This is a genomic window from Alteromonas gilva (assembly GCF_028595265.1).
Classification (GTDB): domain Bacteria; phylum Pseudomonadota; class Gammaproteobacteria; order Enterobacterales; family Alteromonadaceae; genus Alteromonas; species Alteromonas gilva.
Window position 1 is genome coordinate 2,209,359 of the sequence record NZ_JAQQXP010000001.1, and the last position, 18,077, is coordinate 2,227,435.

Consider the following 18,077-nt stretch of genomic DNA (forward strand, 5'->3'; position numbering starts at 1 on the left):
AGATAACCTGTAACCCAATAAAAAATGCCCAGAACTTCGAAAAGTTCCGGGCCTAGGGGAATGGCTCTTTGACGAGCCGTGCGCTAACTCTTACAAGAAAATCCGTCTACATGAAGCGATTATAATAGCCAAAATCGTTTACTTTATAAACAATTATTTACCGATTTATCTACTGTTGTTGCAATTATAGTCTCTAATCATTGATTTGCGAAAGTTTTTTAAATTTTTATCAGTCATTTTTTGGCTGATCTTAAGCACATTTTCTGTTTAGCGTGGCGCAAAATACCCTCAGTCAGCTTCATATGTTTTGTAATTAAAAACTTTGCTGTTCATTCATATTGTGAATGTTAATAATTACCGATTACTCGCCCGCTACGATTGTGGTTTAGCAGTGGTGTTGCCACAATACGACGCACATTTACTTTTTCTGGCAGGTAACGTTATGCAATCATACAGCAGTCATATTCCGCAACAGCGCACATTGATGGGGCCGGGCCCCTCTGACGTTCATCCGCGGGTACTCAATGCCATGGCCAGAAGTACGGTTGGCCATTTGGATCCGGATTTTATCGCCCTGATGGACCAGACCAAGGCTTTGTTGCAGTACGCCTTCAAAACCGACAACGCATTGACGATGCCGGTATCAGCGCCGGGCTCTGCCGGCATGGAAGCAGCTTTTGTTAATTTGGTTGAACCAGGCGATACCGTTATTGTGTGCATAAACGGTGTGTTTGGTACGCGCATGCGCGAAAACGTGGTACGCAGCGGCGCCAACGCAGTCACTGTAGAGGACGACTGGGGTAAACAAACCGATCTGAATAAGCTGGAAGATGCACTCAAAGCTAATCCGACCGCCAAAGTAGTGGCCTTTGTACACGCCGAAACGTCTACCGGAGTGCGCAACGATGCTGAAAAGATAGCAGCGCTGGCCCGTCAGTATGGTTGCCTGACGATTATGGATGCGGTGACATCTCTGGGCGGCATTGATGTGGCGGTAGATGAATGGCAAATCGACGCGACCTATTCAGGTTCACAAAAATGTTTGAGTTGTGTGCCGGGGATCTCGCCCGTTTCCTTCAGTGATAAAGCGGTCGAGGTGATTAAAAGCCGTAAAACACCGGTACAAAGCTGGTTTTTAGATATGAACCTGATTGTTGGTTACTGGGGGCAGGGAGGCAAGCGTGCCTATCATCACACAGCACCGGTAAACAGTATTTATGCCTTGCACGAGTCACTGATCATGTTACACGAAGAGGGCCTTGAGAATGCCTGGCGTCGCCATGCCAGAGTGCACGACAAGCTGGTTGCGGGCCTTGAGGATATGGGCTTAGAAATGGCGGTCGATAAAGCATACCGGTTACCACAACTCAACGTTGTAAAGATCCCCGAGGGGGTTGATGATGGTCATACACGTCAACGTTTGCTCAATGATTTTAATTTAGAAATTGGCGCAGGACTGGGCGAGTTTGCTGGCAAACGCTGGCGCATCGGCTTGATGGGGGCGGCATGCACTGATAAGAATGTCGATTACTGTTTGGCCGCGTTAAAGTCGGTGCTTAATTAAGAAAACTAAAAAATTCCTTAATAGGTAAAATGCAAAAATAAAAAATTGTTATTTGCCGGCCATTAACGCTAGTATCTGAACCTTAGGCTCGCCAATCCGAATTCGGGTTGGCGTTTCGCTGCAGTGCGATGGGTATCATCCCAACCTGATGAATCGCCCGCGTTTGTTTTCGCCCGTTACTTTATTGGCGGGCATTTTCAGTAAAACTTCTAAAGGTCCGGACATGCTTCACCGAATTTGGCTTTTGTTTATCGTCAGCGCGTTTATCGCAACTGTTTACCAGGCATTTTTTGGCGCAAATCCCGGCGGATTCCAGGATGTCATGACCATGGTAAGCGACATGGCGACGCTCAGCGTGGAGATTGCCATTGGCTTGATAGGTGTTTTGGCATTTTGGCTGGGTATTTTTGAAGTGGCCGAAAAATCGGGTCTTATCAAAAAGTTCTCACGTGTGCTGGCGCCTTTTCTGTGTCGCATTATGCCAGACATTCCGCGCGACCACCCCGCGGTAGGTAGCATTACCATGAATATGTCAGCCAATCTGCTAGGGCTTGATAATGCCGCCACGCCTTTTGGCATTAAGGCTATGCAGGATATGCAAACGCTGGCCCCCCGAAAAGACACTTTAACAAACAGTCAGATCCTGTTTTTAGTCTTAAATACCTCGTCGGTAACGCTCTTTCCCATCGCAGTATTTTTGTATCGCGCCGAGCAGGGCGCGGCGCAGCCTACCGATGTGTTTATCCCTATTTTACTGGCGACCAGTGCATCAACGCTGGCCGGACTCATAGTGACCTGTCTGGTACAGCGGGTTAATTTGCTCAATCGAGTGGTACTGTTTTATTTGGTAGGCGTATTTGGCCTGCTCGCTGCAGTTATTTTGTATTTTGCTCAGTTAGCCGCCAATGAGCTGGCCAGTCAGTCGGCTATTGTTGCCAACAGCCTGCTTTTCACCTTTGTGGTAGGAGTACTTATTTCGGGTTGGCGGGTAGGCAATGATACTTACGAGCAGTTTATTGATGGCGCTAAAAAAGGTTTTGACGTGGCAGTATCACTGATCCCATTTTTGCTGGCAATGTTAGTGGCAATAGGCATGCTGCGTGCCAGCGGCGTAATGGATATTGTGGTGCAGATGATTGCGACAGTTGCCAGTTGGTTAGGCTTTGATCCGCGTTTTGTCGATGCCTTACCCACCGCAATTATGAAACCCTTAAGCGGCAGCGGCGCGCGCGCGCTTATGATCGAAACCATGCAGCATCATGGCGCAGATTCGTTTGCTGGTCGTTTGTCTTCAGTGATGCAGGGCTCAACAGAAACCACTTTCTACGTGCTTGCTGTGTATCTGGGCGCTGTGGGTATCAAACATTCACGGTATGCAGTAGCGTGTTGTCTGGCAGCCGATATCGCAGGTATCACTACAGCGATACTGGTCAGTTATTGGTTTTTTGGCTGAAAGCCTGGTTAAAGCGGCAGTAACGATTAATTCAGTCACGGTTAAGTTAAGCCGAGCCACACTGCAACCGAACAGTTAACAGGAGTTATAGTAATGACACAGATTTTGCCACGATCTTTAACCGCATCAATTTTACTGGGGTTAAGTGTATTCACCAGTCATATGGCTACGGCCAATACCAATACGCTGCAGGTATCCGGGCAAGGGTCGGTTGCACAGACACCCGATGCCTTCACGGTTACCTTTGTGATTGAGGAACGCGGTGAGCTGGTGAGTAAGCTTAATGAACAGGCCAATGCAAAGCTTGAAGCGGTCGTAAAGTTTTTGTTGTCAGCGGGTATCGAGAAAAAACATATTCAGTCAATGTCGGTTAATCTCAATCCCTGGTTTGAACACACAGGCAATGGCCGTGAGCAAAAAGGATTCGTACTGAGTCGTCAGATTAGCGTAACGTCAACCGCTTTGGAGTCATACGATAGTGTGCTTGACGGCGTAATGAAACGCGGCGTTAATAATATTAACCAGTTCCAGTTTATTCACTTAAAACCTGATGAGGCGTATCAACAGGCGCTGATTATGGCAGTGAAAGATGCTAAGAACAGAGCACGGATATTAGCTTCAGAAGTGGGTGTTGAAATTGTTGGCGTAGTATCAGTATCAGAAGGCTCTACGCGCTATCAACCACCTGCCGGAGCGCCTATGCGAATGATGAAAGAAGCCGATAGTTTTAGCTTACCCGGCGAGTCTGAGATCAGTGCATCGGTGAGCGTCAGTTTCGCCATTGAATAAGTTAGAGAGTTAGGGCATTAATTTTTATTGAGGGAACTGCTACAATTCGCCGATCTTACAGTCCTTATAACCACAAGAGCGATAACCTTGAACGACAATAGCAGTTACCCTCAATTAATTGAGCAGGCTAAAAGCCTGATAGCCGGTGAGTCAGATCTAATTGCCAACCTGGCTAACTTAAGTGCCCTGATTTACCACAATCTGGCCGACGTGAACTGGGCTGGCTTTTATTTATACAAAGACGACCAATTAGTGTTGGGGCCGTTTCAGGGGCTACCAGCCTGTATCCGTATTCCTATGGGCAAGGGCGTCTGTGGCACCGCCGCCGCAACCAACACCACCCAGCGCATCGAGGATGTGCATCAGTTTGCTGGTCACATTGCCTGTGACGCGGCATCAAATTCAGAAATCGTCATCCCGATTACTGTACAGGGGGAGCTTCTGGGCGTACTGGACATTGACAGCCCTGAAAAGGGGCGTTTCAGCCACGAGGATGAAGTGGGACTTACTGCGATCGTTGCAGCCTTGGTTGAACAACTGTCATGAAGAACATGGTAGACATCCAGGTTGTGCTGGCAACATGGCAGGACATGGAAGACATTTATGAAGATCCACAAGAGGCTGCTGAGTGCCTCAATACAATCCTGCACCTGGTTTACGATCGTGCGGAAGACGATATTGAAACCGCCCGTTTAGAGCGATTATTGGCGCATACCTGGTCAATATGGCACCAGGATGACAATTTATTGTACGTAAATGAGGATGATTTGCTTGATTGGGTTGACCATCTCGTAGCAACTTGGGATGATGCAGACAATCTAGATTAACACTGAAATGCAATTACATTGATGGAATCATCACAGAAGTTTAGTAACAGCAAAGAGGTTATCGCCTTTCTTGCAGAAACATTCCCGCATTGCTTTACCCTCGAAGGTGAAGCAAAACCTCTTAAAATTGGTATATTCCAGGATTTGGCCGAGCGCTTGGAGGCTGACGAACGGGTCAGCAAAACGTTGCTCCGTTCGAGTTTACGGCACTACACCAATAGCTGGCGTTACCTTTATAGCATTAAACAGGGTAATTTCCGCGTTGACCTTGATGGTAACAACGACGCTGCTATTGAGAAAGAGCACGAAGACCATGCTAAAAAACAGCTGGACGAGAGCAAGGCTAAAGCCGCTGAGAAACGTAAGCTCGCCGCTAAAAGCAGCCGTAAGAAAGAGCCGCGTGTGCCAGCGTCCGGTAATGGTGAGCGACAAGGTAAGTCGCCAGCAGGACGCAATACAGATGGAACTAAATCGAAAACCAGCAGACCAATAAAGACGCCTCCTGCAAAGTTGACAGACACAGATCTGGTAACCGGTACAGCGGTCACCGTGAAATTAGGCAAGTCGCCAATGCCAGCAGTGATTACCGAAGTTGCTAAAGATGGCGTTCACGTTCAACTCGATACAGGTATGGTGGTTAAGGTTAATCCGCAAACATTGCGTTTAGCACGTTCCAAGAGGTCGTAATATGAAAGAGATACTTCGCATTTCCGTAGCCAGTGCCATTCTTGCAGTAAGTGTCGGCGCTGGTGCGGTGACACCCGGCAATAGCGTTGAAGATTTGCCGGTGCTTCAGCAAGAAGCGCAGCACTCTTCAGCAGCCAAGCGCATCAGCACCTTATTTACCCGTGAACATTACAAGCTGATTAAGCTTGATGACGAGTTATCTGAAAAGGTGTATGACCGCTATTTGCAGTCACTGGATGGAAATCGAAATGTCTTTTTACAATCTGATATCGCCAAATTTGAGCAATATCGTGACACCTTTGACGATGCGTTGCAGCGGGGTAACCTGCAGGTGGCGTATGATATTTTTAATGTTAACCTTGAGCGAAGAATTGAGCGCTACCAATACGCGCTGAGTCTGCTCGACACCAAGTTTGACTTTGAAAAAGAAGGCGATCGATTCTTTTTTGACCGTGAAGATGCGCCATGGCCGGCCAATCAGGCTGAACTCGATGAGTTATGGCGCCAACGGGTGAAATACGATGCGTTAAATCTCAAGCTGGCCGGTAAAGAACCTGAAAAAATTACTGAACTGCTGACCAAACGCTATGAGCGGGCGGTCAAACGCCTCAAACAAACCCAGAGCGAAGATGTTTTTCAAACCGTTATGAATTCGTTTGCGCGCAGCATTGAGGCTCATACCAGCTACTTATCGCCGCGCAACGCCGACCGGTTTAAGATGGACATGAATTTGTCACTGGAAGGGATTGGTGCGGTACTACAAAGCGAAGATGACTTTACCGTCATCAAGAGTGTTGTGCCAGGCGGCCCTGCCGATAAGTCCAAGGCGATTAAGCCCGAAGATAAAATCGTTGGCGTAGCTCAGGAAGACGAAGAGTTTATTGATGTTATCGGCTGGCGTCTGGATGACGTCGTGGATATGATCAAAGGCCCCAAGGGCAGCGAAGTCAAACTGCAGGTTCAAAAGGGCAGCGCTGACAGTACTACGATTTCCGTGGTCACGCTGGTGCGCGATAAAATTAAACTCGAAGATCGCGCTGCCAAGTCAGAAGTCTATGTACCGGATAATGGCCCCCATGCAGGCGAAAAGGTCGGTGTCATATCGATCCCGAGCTTTTACAACAATTTACACGCTGATGTATTAAAAGAAATCAATACCCTCAAAGCAGAAGAGGTAAAGGCCATCATCGTTGATTTGCGCGGTAATGGCGGCGGCTCGCTGTCTGAAGCAACCCTGGTATCCGGGTTGTTTATTGAGCAGGGCCCGGTGGTTCAGATCCGTTATGAAGGCGGTCGCATGAGCGTAAACCAGGACACCGATGGACAGGTGTCTTATCAGGGGCCGCTAACCGTGCTGGTTGACCGGTACAGTGCGTCGGCATCTGAAATTTTTGCTGCCGCGATGCAGGATTATAACCGCGCCTTGATCATTGGTGAGCAAACCTTTGGTAAAGGTACTGTGCAGCAGCATAAAGGCCTGGGGCGAATTTACGACCTGTATGAAAATCCATTGGGTAGCGTGCAATACACCATCGCAAAGTTCTACCGTATTAACGGTGACAGTACCCAACATAAAGGTGTGGTGCCTGATATTCGTTTCCCTACGCCAATCGATCCGGCTGAATGGGGCGAAAGTCAGGAAGAAAACGCGTTACCTTATGACAGTATCAGGCGCGCGAACTACACCACTTTTGGCGATACCCAGAGTGCCCTTGACGTATTAGCGATGCAGCACTCGTCGCGCATTAGCCAGGATCCTGAATTTGGTTACATTCAACAGGACATTGAGAAGTACCAAAAAGAAAAAGACAAAGAGTTTATTTCTTTGGTCGAATCTGAGCGGTTAGCCGAGAAGCAAGAAAACGAAGAGCGGGCCCTGAAGCGTGCCAATGAGCGTTTAACCCGTATGGGCTTGCCAGTGGTTGAAGATCTTGAAGATTTACCCGAGGAGTTAGAAGAGCTGGATCCGTTCCTGGCCGAAGCCGCTAACATTACCCTTGATATGGTAAATACCGGTAAATACGCATTAACCCGCGGTTAGGTACTTCGTAACACCTAAGGGTCGGCATCATTGTCGGCCCTTTTTTCATTGCATCAGACACTTAAACAACAAATACTAACGACGTATATACAACAATAATAAAGGGAACAATATGGCGATTCGTGGTGAGTTTTCCTCCCGTATCGGGTTTATTCTGGCGGCAGCGGGCTCTGCAGTCGGGCTAGGTAATATTTGGGGGTTTCCAACCCAGGTAGCCAGCAACGGCGGTGCTGCTTTTGTACTGGTTTATTTGCTACTGGCCTTTGCACTGGCATACCCCGTGCTAATGGCTGAATTAGTAATAGGCCGCGCTCACCGCGCCAATATGGTTGATTCACTGGGTAAAATTACCAGTAATCCACTGGGCCGGTTAACCGGGCTGTGTGGTTGCGTCACGGTCTCTTTGATCCTGGCGTTTTATGCAATCGTCGGCGGTTGGATGATCGCCTATTTTGCCGAGTCGTTGACCCGTCCTGTGGCGTCAGCGGCGTTAAACGAATGGTTTACCAGTTATTCACTGAGTTCCAATCTGGTATTTTGCGCGCTATTTTTGTCGCTGACATCGTACATTGTGCTGGGTGGAGTGAAAGCCGGTATTGAGCGCTGGTCGGTGAGGCTCATGCCAACCTTGTTTATCCTGATGCTGGCGCTCATTGTGTACGTCAGTTTCCAACCCGGCGCCAGTGAAGGGTGGGCAGCGTATTTAGTGCCTGATTTTAGTCGCGTGCTTAACCCCGACTTGCTGATAGATGCTATGGGACAGGCGTTCTTCTCGATGTCTCTTGGGGTGGGTACCATGCTGGTCTATGGCTCTTACATGAGTAAGAAGGAAGACTTGCCGTCTATTGGTGCGGCGGTGGCACTGGTAGATATCGGTGTTGCCATTATCGCCGGTATGCTTATTATTCCGGCGATGTATGTAGCGCTTAATAACGGCATAGAAATATTTGCCGCTAACGGTGAGTTAATTGCCGGCGATCAACTTATTTTTACGGTATTGCCAGCCCTGTTTGACACCATTGGGCCGGTAGGACTGATTGTTTCTATCGTCTTTTTTGCGCTGATGGTCATTGCTGCGGTAACCAGTTCGATCTCAATGCTCGAAGTGCCGGTGGCCTATCTGTCGGAGAGCCGGAATTTGCCGCGTCGTCAGTCGGTGCTCATCGTTGCGCTGACTATCTTTGCGGCGAGTGCCTTGATTATCTTTAATTTCTCAACCCTGTTTGGCTTGGTTATTACGCTGACAACAAAGTACAGCCAGCCGTTGCTGGGCTTTGCATTATGTATATTTGCCGGCTGGGTATGGAAACGTAACGACATACTGGCCGAATTAAAATTAAGTACCCCTGATATGGAGCACCGCTTGTTCTGGCGCATCTGGCCCTGGTATGTAAAGTTTGTTTGCCCATTGGTTATTTTGATTATGTTTTTCCGTTCGGTCGTATAAGGACATCCCATGACAACAAAAGAATTAAAACAACCCAGTCTGATTGATGCGCTTATCCCTATCGTTGCGCTAGTGTTGATGATGGGCACGGCGGTGGTGTTATTTGCCGATGACTCTTCTTACGGACCTAACCAGATAGCGCTGTTAATTGGTACCGGTTTAGCCGCGGTGATTGGCATGAAAAACGGCCATCGCTGGAAAGACATCGAGAAAGGCATTATTCAGGGGATATCGGTATCGTTGGGCGCTTGTCTGATATTGCTTGTAGTAGGGGCGCTGATTGGCACCTGGATGCTGGCTGGCACAGTGCCGACGCTGATTTACTATGGTCTGGAATTGCTTAATCCCAGTATGTTTTATGCGGCGTCCTGTGTGATTTGCGCGGTTGTGGCGATGAGTATTGGCAGTTCCTGGACCACCGCTGCAACTGTTGGTGTGGCGTTGATGGGCGTGTCCGCGGGTATGGATATGTCGGCTGCAATAACCGCTGGCGCAGTGGTTTCAGGCGCTTATTTTGGTGACAAGATATCGCCATTGTCTGAAACCACTAACCTTGCTCCTGCGGTGGCCGGTACCGATTTATTTGAGCATATCCGCTATATGCTGTGGACGACTATCCCAAGCTTTCTGATAGCATTGGTGCTGTTTATCGCCCTTGGCTTCAGTGAGGCGTCGGATCAGTCTGCCGATAAAATTCAACAAATGCAGACGTTGCTGGAAGGGACCTTTAACCTTAACATCGTCATGCTGATACCGCTGGTTGTATTGCTCACATTAGCGATCAAAAAAATGCCGGCGTTTCCGGCCGTGGCTATTGGTGCGTTACTGGGCGGGGTATGGGCGTTAGTGTTCCAGCCCGATGTGGTGCAGTCGATGAAAGACTCTGGCGATGCCTACTCGGTAGGGGCGCTCAAGGTGGTGTGGACCGCACTATTTGACGGTGTCAGCTTTGCTACCGGCGATGATAACCTCGATAGTCTACTGAGTCGTGGTGGTATGTCATCGATGCTCAATACCATATGGTTAATTATCTGTGCGATGTCGTTTGGGGCAGTACTGGAACGGGTTGGCTTATTAACCCGCGCAGTAAGTGCCATTTTGCACGGTGCCAAGAGCGCCGGCGCCATGGTGAGCCGCACAATTTTAACCTGTATCGGTACAAACCTGATCACCGCCGACCAATACATTGCGATTGTTATGCCTGGCCGGATGTTTAAAGAAGAATATGCCAAACGTAATTTACACCAGCTAAACTTATCACGTAGTCTCGAAGACGGCGGCACCATCACCTCACCACTGATCCCGTGGAATACCTGCGGTGCCTATATGCATGGGGTGTTAATGGTGCATCCGTTTGACTACATTTTCTTTGCGTTCTTTAATTTAATCAGTCCGGTACTGGCAGTTATTTATGCGTACCTGGGCATAAAAATATTACGCCTGACACCGCCTGAACCGGTGGTTTCGGCAAAATAAACCCGCTTTTTAGGAGAGGCAATGACTTTAGTGGCCAAACGCCGCGACGATTATCGCGCACCTGACTTCACGATTACCGATGTAGCCCTGGACTTTGTTCTGGCGCCTGATTCTACCCGGGTAACCAGTGAGTTAAAGGTGTCAAGACAAGGCTCTCACAGTAAATCGCTATATCTTGATGGTGAACAACTAACCCTGCTGGAACTCTCGGTTGATGGCAGTGCTGCACAAGACTATCAGCAAACTGAGTCCGGTTTAACCATCAATAACGTGCCCGATACTTTTACGCTGCGCATCGTAACCGAGGTGAATCCGGCCGACAACAAAGCCCTGGAAGGCCTTTATTTGTCTAACGGTGTGTATTGTACTCAATGTGAAGCCGAGGGTTTTCGTCGCATTACCTATTACCTCGACCGCCCTGATGTACTGGCAAAATTCACGGTAAAAATTACCGGTGATAAAGCCAGTTTGCCGACTATGCTAGCCAATGGTAACCCGCTTGAAAGCGGTGCGAATGACGACGGTACGCATTGGATCTTATGGCAGGATCCGTTTCCTAAGCCGGCCTATTTGTTTGCTCTGGTGGCGGGGGATTTTGATCAACTAACCGACACATTTACCACCCAAAGCGGTAAGTCAGTTGCCCTTGAACTGTACGTCGACAAAGGCAAGCGCAGTCGTGGTGAGTTTGCACTCGAAGCACTGAAACGCGCCATGCGCTGGGACGAAGAAACCTTTGGCCTGGAATACGATCTGGATATCTACATGATAGTAGCGGTCGATTTCTTTAATATGGGCGCAATGGAAAACAAAGGGCTGAATGTTTTTAACAGCAAATTTGTGCTGGCCGATCAGGACTCTGCCACTGATGAAGACTTCTTTAATGTTGAATCAGTGATTGCCCATGAGTACTTCCACAACTGGACGGGTAACAGGGTAACCTGTCGCGACTGGTTCCAGTTAAGCCTTAAAGAAGGCCTGACTGTATTTCGCGATCAACAGTTTAGCAGCGATATGACGTCGCCATTAAGTAATCGCATTAAGCAGGTAAGGGTGATGCGCGAGCATCAGTTTGCTGAAGATGCCAGTGCCATGAGCCACCCAATTCGCCCTGATGAAGTCATTGAAATGAATAATTTCTATACGGTGACCGTGTATGACAAAGGCGCCGAAGTGATTCGTATGATGCACACGTTGTTGGGCGTCGACGGTTTCAGAGCGGGTATGGACGAATATTTCCGCCGTCACGATGGTCAGGCCGTTACCTGTGATGATTTTGTATCCGCCATGCAGTCGGCAACGGATATCGACTTAGGCCATTTCGCCCGGTGGTACAGTCAGTCTGGTACGCCGCAGTTAGCGTTAGCCCGTGCATATAACGAGCAAACCGATACAGTAACCGTAACGATTACGCAGCGTAATGCGCCCACGGCGGATCAAACAGAAAAAGCGGCGCTGTTTATCCCGCTGCAAATCGAATTTATTGACGCTACGGGGCAGCATGTGACACCTGATCAGGCTATGTACGCAGACAACCTGTTGATTGTTGATAAGGATACGACGACGCTGACGTTTACTGGAAAAGGCAGTGCGATAACCCCTGTGGCTCTGGGTAACTTTTCGGCACCGGTCAAGTTAACCTCTGATCTTACCCCGGCCGAATGGCTGCATACATTTCGTTTTGCCAACGATGCGTTTAGCCGCTGGGATGCGATTCAGCAGCTCTATAACTGGTGTATAGAACAGTATTACCAACAGCAGCCGCATGCAGTGGATGAAAATATTTGGCAAGGGTTATATCAGGCCGTTGAGGCCAGCTTGCAAGAAACTGAAATTCTGGGTGAATGTTTGGTGGTGCCAAGTTTTGAAACACTTTGCCAAAGCCGCAGTAATATTGATGTACACGCCCTTAACACCGCCAGAAAAGCCTTCAGCGAGGCATTGGCTGAGCAGTTAGCCGATTTATTACTGACCATTTATCAGGCCAATCAAACCGATGCGTATGACTATCAGCCGGAGCAGGTGAGAGCGCGCCGCTGTAAAAACGTTGTGCTGGGCTTACTTGCCCAGTTACCTGAATGTAAGGATCGTATCATCGCCCAGTTCGAAGCGTCAGATAATATGACCGACACGTTGGGGGCATTAAAAGCTGCACAGCACCATGATTTGGTATTGTTCAGCAATTTAATGAACAGCTTCGAGCAACGCTGGCATGACGACCCACTGGTTTTGGATAAATGGTTTAGTCTGCATGCCACCTGTGAACGCGGCGATATTCTCGCTCAACTCACATTGTTGCGCCAACATCCGCAGTTCAGCCAGCAAAACCCGAATCGGGTGAGGGCAGTAGTGGGTAGTTTTGCTTTTTATAACACCACAGGCTTTCATGCTGATGATGGCAGTGGCTACCGCTTTTTAACCGACTACTTGTTAGAACTTGATAAGCAAAACCCGCAGGTGGCATCAAGACTCGTCACTCCATTGACTCAATGGCAGCACTACAGTTCAACCCGTCAGGACTTAATGAAACGACAGTTGGCCCGTTTGCTTGAAGACAGTGGTTTAAGTAAAGATTTGTACGAGAAAGTCAGTAAAGCGCTGGCCTACGGAAATGATTGTTAATTCAGACAAGATATATTTCTTTTCGTTAAATGAACCCTATCACCAGTGTCAGGCCCTCTACAGCGGTACAATTCCTTATGTGATATTGACCGCTGAGACGGGCGAGCGTGTGCAGGTACCTGCCGGTCGACTCCGGCAGTTTATCGACAGCCGTGGTGTGTGCGGACGTTTCAGAATGGTTGTTTCTGCGCAAAATAAAATCAAATCTTTCGAGCGAATTCGCTGAAATTGAACTATACCTAGGGTCAATCGGCCCTTGGATCAGTCTTTGTAAAATCATCGGTACACCTATAAGTTATTCAATGTGCTGACTTTTTTCTAACTGGTACGATTAGTTCTTGCCATCTGTGTAAAATGATGTAATCATTTTGTTAAATAAACCGATGAGTTTGTAGTTTTATCAGCACCTTACTGCTGAATCAGGAGTATAAAATTATGATAACCAGGTATAGCGCATTCAAAAAATCGCCTATCGCAGCTGGAATATTTGCCTTTTTGAGTACCGCGACATTGCCTGCCGGTGCCGCCTCATGGGACTTTGGCGATGTATCAGTGTCGCTGGATACCAACCTTACCCTCGCAACCAGTATCCGAACCGAAGATCGCGATTACAGTTTAATCGGTAACAGCAACCATCCTCAGTTTAACTGGAGTGGTTACAACGCCGCGACCAATGTGATTTATCCCAGTGCTGATGTTTGGGCAATGTCCGATGGTCAGTATTCAACGAATGGCGATTTAGGCAATCTTGCGCATAATTCTGGTGATGCCTTTTCTACCCAGATATCCGGCAACCACGAACTTGATATTCGTTATGGTGACATCGGTTTCTTTGCCCGCGGCTTCTGGTTCTATGATTTTGAGCAAATGGATAACGATCGTCCGTGGGATAACCCCATTACCGGACAAACCACCGAGTTATGTGACGATCCCGAAGCCAGAGATCTGTTGTGTACCGATGTACGTTTACTCGATGCATTTGTTTATGGTGATTGGTGGATAGGCGACAGCCCGCTGACGGTGCGCGTTGGTCAGCAAGTGGTTAGCTGGGGCGAAAGTACGTTTATCCAGCACGGCATTAATACGACCAACCCGGTTGATGTGACACGCGCCCGTACTCCTGGGGCCGAACTGAAAGAAGTTTTTATTCCGGTGGGAATGGTCTTTGCGTCACTCGGTGTAACACAGAACGTCAGTATATCGGGTTATTATCAGTACGAATGGGAACGCAGCTGGTTGCCGGTCGCAGGCAGTTATTTTGCTACCAATGACTTTGCCGGTGAGGGTGGTCAGGCGAATAATATCCAGTTGGGCTTTACCGGTAACCCTGATATCGATCTTGATTTTCTGCTGGCCTCATTGAACGGTCTGGGCGACGCGCTAAGAGCCGGCGGCGATCAGGCGGCGATTGGCCAGGCGTATTTAGCCTATCCAACTAAAGTGGCCATTCGTGGCTTCAGCGACAGTGCGCATAACGATGCTGATGATCAGGGCCAGTACGGTTTGCGTTTGACGTGGTTTGCCGAAGCACTGAATGAAACCGAAATGAGTTTTTACCACATTAATTATCACAGTCAGCGGCCGTTGATATCGGGTAAAACGTCTAATTTTACCCAGGCGGCAATTGCTCAGGATCTGGCTTATATTGCTCAAGGCACGATAACGCGTGATAACATCACCGACTTACAGGCCTTTACGCAAGCAGAGTTTTACTACCCTGAAGACATTAAATTGTATGGCTTTAGCTTTAATACCAACATTGGTACTACGGCACTGGCCGGTGAGTTTGCTTACCGTCAGGATGAACCATTACAAATTGATGATGTAGAGCTGCTCTATATGGGTATGCCTGAACAGTTGGCAAACGCCGGACTGCGCCCTGACTTAGCGGGTATCTCCCAACTTAATAACATTGGCCGCGCAGCCGGACCAGGTGAAACGGCACAAGGTTATGTGTTTTCAGATACCTGGCAGGCACAATTTACGCTGTCACATGTGTTTGGCCCCATGTTAGGTGCTGATAACTTTGTTATGCTCGGTGAAGCAGGCTATGTCAATATTGTTGATTTTCCGGACCCGTCAGTAGTGCGTCTTAACGCGCCGGGCACCGGCCGGACGCCGTCTCTTGAACCTACCGAATCAGGTAACCCGCGTACCGGTTTACATACGGGGCTATCTAACGGACCAGAGACCAATCCATTTGCCACTGATGACGCCTGGGGCTATCGTTTACTGGCAGTTGCTGATTACAACAACGTGTTTTCGGGCGTTAACCTTCGCACCCGTGCGACTTTCTCGCACGACGTAAAAGGTACCACGCCTGATCCACTGTTCTTGTTTATTGAAGACACCAAATCAGCCAATATTTCTTTTACCTTTGATTACTTGAGTAAATGGTCTGCGACGGCTTCTTACAGTGCCTTCTGGGGTGGTATTGGTACCACTAACCAGCTGTCTGATCGCGACTTTATATCTTTCAATATCAAGTATGCAATTTAACCAAGAGTAGTATTTGTTATGATTAAAAAATTTGCAATGATTGCAGCAGCCATGTCGGTTGCAATGACAACGGCCAGTGTTCACGCCAAGGTGACAGAAGCCGAAGCGGCGAAACTGGGCAGTGAACTTACGCCTTTAGGCGGTGAAGTCGCAGGCAATGCTGATGGCTCAATTCCGGCCTGGACTGGTGGCATAACAAAAGCGCCGGCAGGTTACTCGGAAGGGGACTTTCATCCTGACCCGTATGCCGGTGAAGCACCAGAGTTTGTGATTACCGCCGCTAATTACACACAATATGCAGACCAGTTGTCTGAAGGTTTGAAAAAGATGTTTGAAACCTACCCGGACACTTTCCAGCTGCCGGTGTATAAAACACACCGCTCGGCATCAAATCCCGAGTTTGTTTACGAAGCCACTAAAGCCAACGCTACCCGGGCAACGTTACTTGATGATGGAAACGGCATGTCTGGCGCCGCCATCGGTATTCCGTTTCCTATTCCGGCCAACGGCCTGGAAGCCATCTGGAATCACATTGCCCGCTATCGCGGTCAGGCGGTACAGCGTAACGGTGGTCAGGCAGCGGTTACCTCCGGTGGTGACTACAACGTCATCGGTTTCGACGAGCAACTGTTAATTCAGTATTCGCAGGAAAACGCGACACCGGAAAGCCTGTTGGAAAACAATATTTTGTTTATGTTTAAGCAAAAGGTAACGGAGCCGGCTCGCCTGGCTGGTACGGCGCTACTGGTGCATGAAACCCTCGATCAGGTTAAAGAACCGCGTAAAGCGTGGACCTACAATACCGGTCAGCGTCGTGTGCGCTTAGCACCGAATATTGCCTACGATACGCCCGGTACGGCAGCCGACGGATTACGTACTACCGATGATTTCGATATGTTCAATGGCTCACCCAATCGTTACAACTGGGAGCTTAAAGGCAAGAAAGAAATGTTTGTGGCCTATAATAACTATAAGCTGCACGGTAATGACGTGACCTACGAAGAGATCCTTCAGCCTAATCATGTAAACCCAGATCTTACCCGTTGGGAAAAGCACCGGGTATGGGTGGTAGAAGCGACACTTAAAGATGGCCTGCGCCATATTTATCAAAAACGTGTATTCTACATTGACGAAGACAGCTGGCAGATCCAGTTGGCTGACATGTACGATAATCGCGGTGAATTATACCGGGTAGCAGTGGCATATGGCGTAAACTATTACGAAGTGCCGACCCAGTGGTCTACGCTGGATGTTTACCATGATTTAAACTCCCGTCGTTATTTAGCTATTGGTCTTGATAACGAGGAAAAGATGTACGATTTCTCGGTACAACCAAGGGAAGCGGAATTTACACCACAGGCCTTACGCCGCGAAGGCATGAGATAAGTACCAGAGGCTGTTGAGCTTTGGTGGGCGAATTTAGGTCTAAATGGCAGCATTTTAATCGCGAAACAGACCTGCAGCACCTGGTGGTGCTAAGTCAAAGGTCTGTGACAAAGCGTAAAATGTTTTAATAACGACCCCTTCGGACCGCTGCAAAAATGGACAGTAAAGTTCAACAGTCCCTATAAACGGTTGGCGCTGCCAACCGTTTTCCTATATTACGAGTACCTTTTGGGGAGGTTTTACCCGTTAATGCAAAAATTGAATTCTATGGTGCTGTTACTGTTGTTTTCTTTTCTGGCCAACGCCGAACAGTCTTACCCGGCACCACTTGTTAAAGAATCATTATTACTGGACGTTGCTGTCGGAGATGTTGCTGTAGCCGTTGGAGAGCGCGGTCACGTGCTGATTAAATCATCTACTGATGATTTTGCTCAGGTGATTGTGCCTACCACTACCACACTGACTGCGGTTACGCTTGTCGAACAACAAATATGGGCAGTAGGGCACGACGCGACCATTCTGCATTCACCGGACGGTGGCAGTACCTGGCAGGTACAAATGCATGCGCCCGAAATGGAACGGCCTTTTTTGGATGTGTTATTTTTTGATAGCCAGCACGGCATCGCCATTGGCGCATATGGATTATTCTATCGCACCCTTGATGGTGGCAATAGCTGGTCAGCACAACGCCACGCAGCATTTTTAGACCCCTACGACCGTGAATACCTGGAGCAAATTCGTCAGGAAGACGAAGCCTTTTATCAGCAGGAATTAAACTCTATTTTACCGCATTTAAACCGCGTAAAACGCCTTGACGAAGACACCTTGCTGCTGGCGGGTGAGGCGGGCCTGCTGGCGATTAGTACCGACAAAGGCAACAACTGGGAACGTTTGGATGTCAATTATACCGGTTCGTTTTTTGATGTGACACAGTTGGAGTCGGGCCTTATGGTGGCAGCAGGGTTACGTGGTAATGTGTTTGTCAGTGATGACGGTGAGCAGTGGGATTATGTGAAAACCTGTAACACCGCTACCATCAACAGCATTATAGAGTACAACGACGCCGTGTATTTTATTGGTAATAACGGTTTTAAGGTTAAGGCGACGCTGCCCATTTCCACCAGCGACTATGACCCTTATGCGGCGCCAATAAACTGTGAACCCGCCGCAGGTATCAGCGTGTCTCAGACTGACAGCAAGTCTGCTTTACTCAATGCCGCGATGATCAATGGTCAGTTGTTTGTTACGGCTGCCGATGGCATTTATTCACTTTCTTTGGATTAATT

14 protein-coding genes are annotated in these 18,077 nt (G+C 48.4%); all 14 read left to right on the forward strand.

Annotated features, from left to right (window positions below; all coding sequences use genetic code 11):
• The first annotated feature begins 442 nt into the window (after positions 1-442).
• The 14 genes from OIK42_RS09685 (at position 443) to OIK42_RS09750 (ending at position 18,075) form a co-directional block, all read left to right on the forward strand.
• Positions 443-1,564 carry a pyridoxal-phosphate-dependent aminotransferase family protein gene (locus tag OIK42_RS09685; RefSeq protein ID WP_273640081.1) on the forward strand — a complete coding sequence of 374 codons (1,122 nt, stop codon included), beginning with the start codon at positions 443-445 and terminating at the stop codon, positions 1,562-1,564.
• Between the two features lie 223 nt (positions 1,565-1,787).
• Positions 1,788-3,017 (forward strand): spore maturation protein, encoded by a 1,230-nt coding sequence (locus tag OIK42_RS09690; protein ID WP_273640083.1) that lies wholly within the window; start codon positions 1,788-1,790, stop codon positions 3,015-3,017.
• Between the two features lie 93 nt (positions 3,018-3,110).
• Positions 3,111-3,806, forward strand: coding sequence for an SIMPL domain-containing protein (locus OIK42_RS09695; protein WP_273640085.1), 696 nt, complete (start codon positions 3,111-3,113; stop codon positions 3,804-3,806).
• Positions 3,807-3,887: 81 nt separating this feature from the next.
• Positions 3,888-4,352: a free L-methionine (R)-S-oxide reductase MsrC gene (gene msrC, locus OIK42_RS09700; protein WP_273641479.1), complete on the forward strand. Its 465-nt coding sequence runs from the start codon at positions 3,888-3,890 to the stop codon at positions 4,350-4,352.
• Positions 4,349-4,633, forward strand: coding sequence for a hypothetical protein (locus OIK42_RS09705; protein WP_273640087.1), 285 nt, complete (start codon positions 4,349-4,351; stop codon positions 4,631-4,633). The genes msrC and OIK42_RS09705 overlap by 4 nt, the downstream gene beginning before the upstream one ends.
• A 21-nt stretch (positions 4,634-4,654) precedes the next feature.
• Complete coding sequence (gene proQ / locus OIK42_RS09710) at positions 4,655-5,320, forward strand: RNA chaperone ProQ (protein WP_273640089.1); 666 nt, start codon at positions 4,655-4,657, stop codon at positions 5,318-5,320.
• A 1-nt stretch (position 5,321) separates the two neighbouring features.
• Entirely contained in the window at positions 5,322-7,361 is a 2,040-nt protein-coding gene (prc, locus tag OIK42_RS09715) for a carboxy terminal-processing peptidase (RefSeq protein WP_273640091.1), read from the forward strand.
• A 112-nt stretch (positions 7,362-7,473) separates the two neighbouring features.
• Positions 7,474-8,808, forward strand: coding sequence for a sodium-dependent transporter (locus OIK42_RS09720; protein WP_273640092.1), 1,335 nt, complete (start codon positions 7,474-7,476; stop codon positions 8,806-8,808).
• A gap of 9 nt (positions 8,809-8,817) precedes the next feature.
• Positions 8,818-10,284: a Na+/H+ antiporter NhaC gene (gene nhaC / locus OIK42_RS09725; RefSeq protein WP_273640094.1), complete on the forward strand. Its 1,467-nt coding sequence runs from the start codon at positions 8,818-8,820 to the stop codon at positions 10,282-10,284.
• Between the two features lie 21 nt (positions 10,285-10,305).
• On the forward strand, positions 10,306-12,906 hold the full coding sequence (gene pepN / locus OIK42_RS09730; protein WP_273640096.1) for an aminopeptidase N: 2,601 nt from the start codon (positions 10,306-10,308) through the stop codon (positions 12,904-12,906).
• Positions 12,896-13,132, forward strand: coding sequence for a DUF2835 family protein (locus OIK42_RS09735; protein WP_273640097.1), 237 nt, complete (start codon positions 12,896-12,898; stop codon positions 13,130-13,132). Before pepN ends, OIK42_RS09735 begins: the two co-directional genes overlap by 11 nt.
• 209 nt (positions 13,133-13,341) lie before the next feature.
• The gene (locus OIK42_RS09740; protein WP_273640099.1) at positions 13,342-15,405 is read left to right on the forward strand and encodes a DUF1302 domain-containing protein; all 2,064 of its coding nucleotides are present in this window, start codon (positions 13,342-13,344) and stop codon (positions 15,403-15,405) included.
• A gap of 18 nt (positions 15,406-15,423) precedes the next feature.
• Positions 15,424-16,791, forward strand: a complete 1,368-nt coding sequence (locus OIK42_RS09745; RefSeq protein ID WP_273640101.1) for a DUF1329 domain-containing protein — start codon at positions 15,424-15,426, stop codon at positions 16,789-16,791.
• Positions 16,792-17,040: 249 nt separating this feature from the next.
• Positions 17,041-18,075 (forward strand): WD40/YVTN/BNR-like repeat-containing protein, encoded by a 1,035-nt coding sequence (locus OIK42_RS09750; protein ID WP_273640103.1) that lies wholly within the window; start codon positions 17,041-17,043, stop codon positions 18,073-18,075.
• The last annotated feature ends 2 nt before the right edge of the window (positions 18,076-18,077 follow it).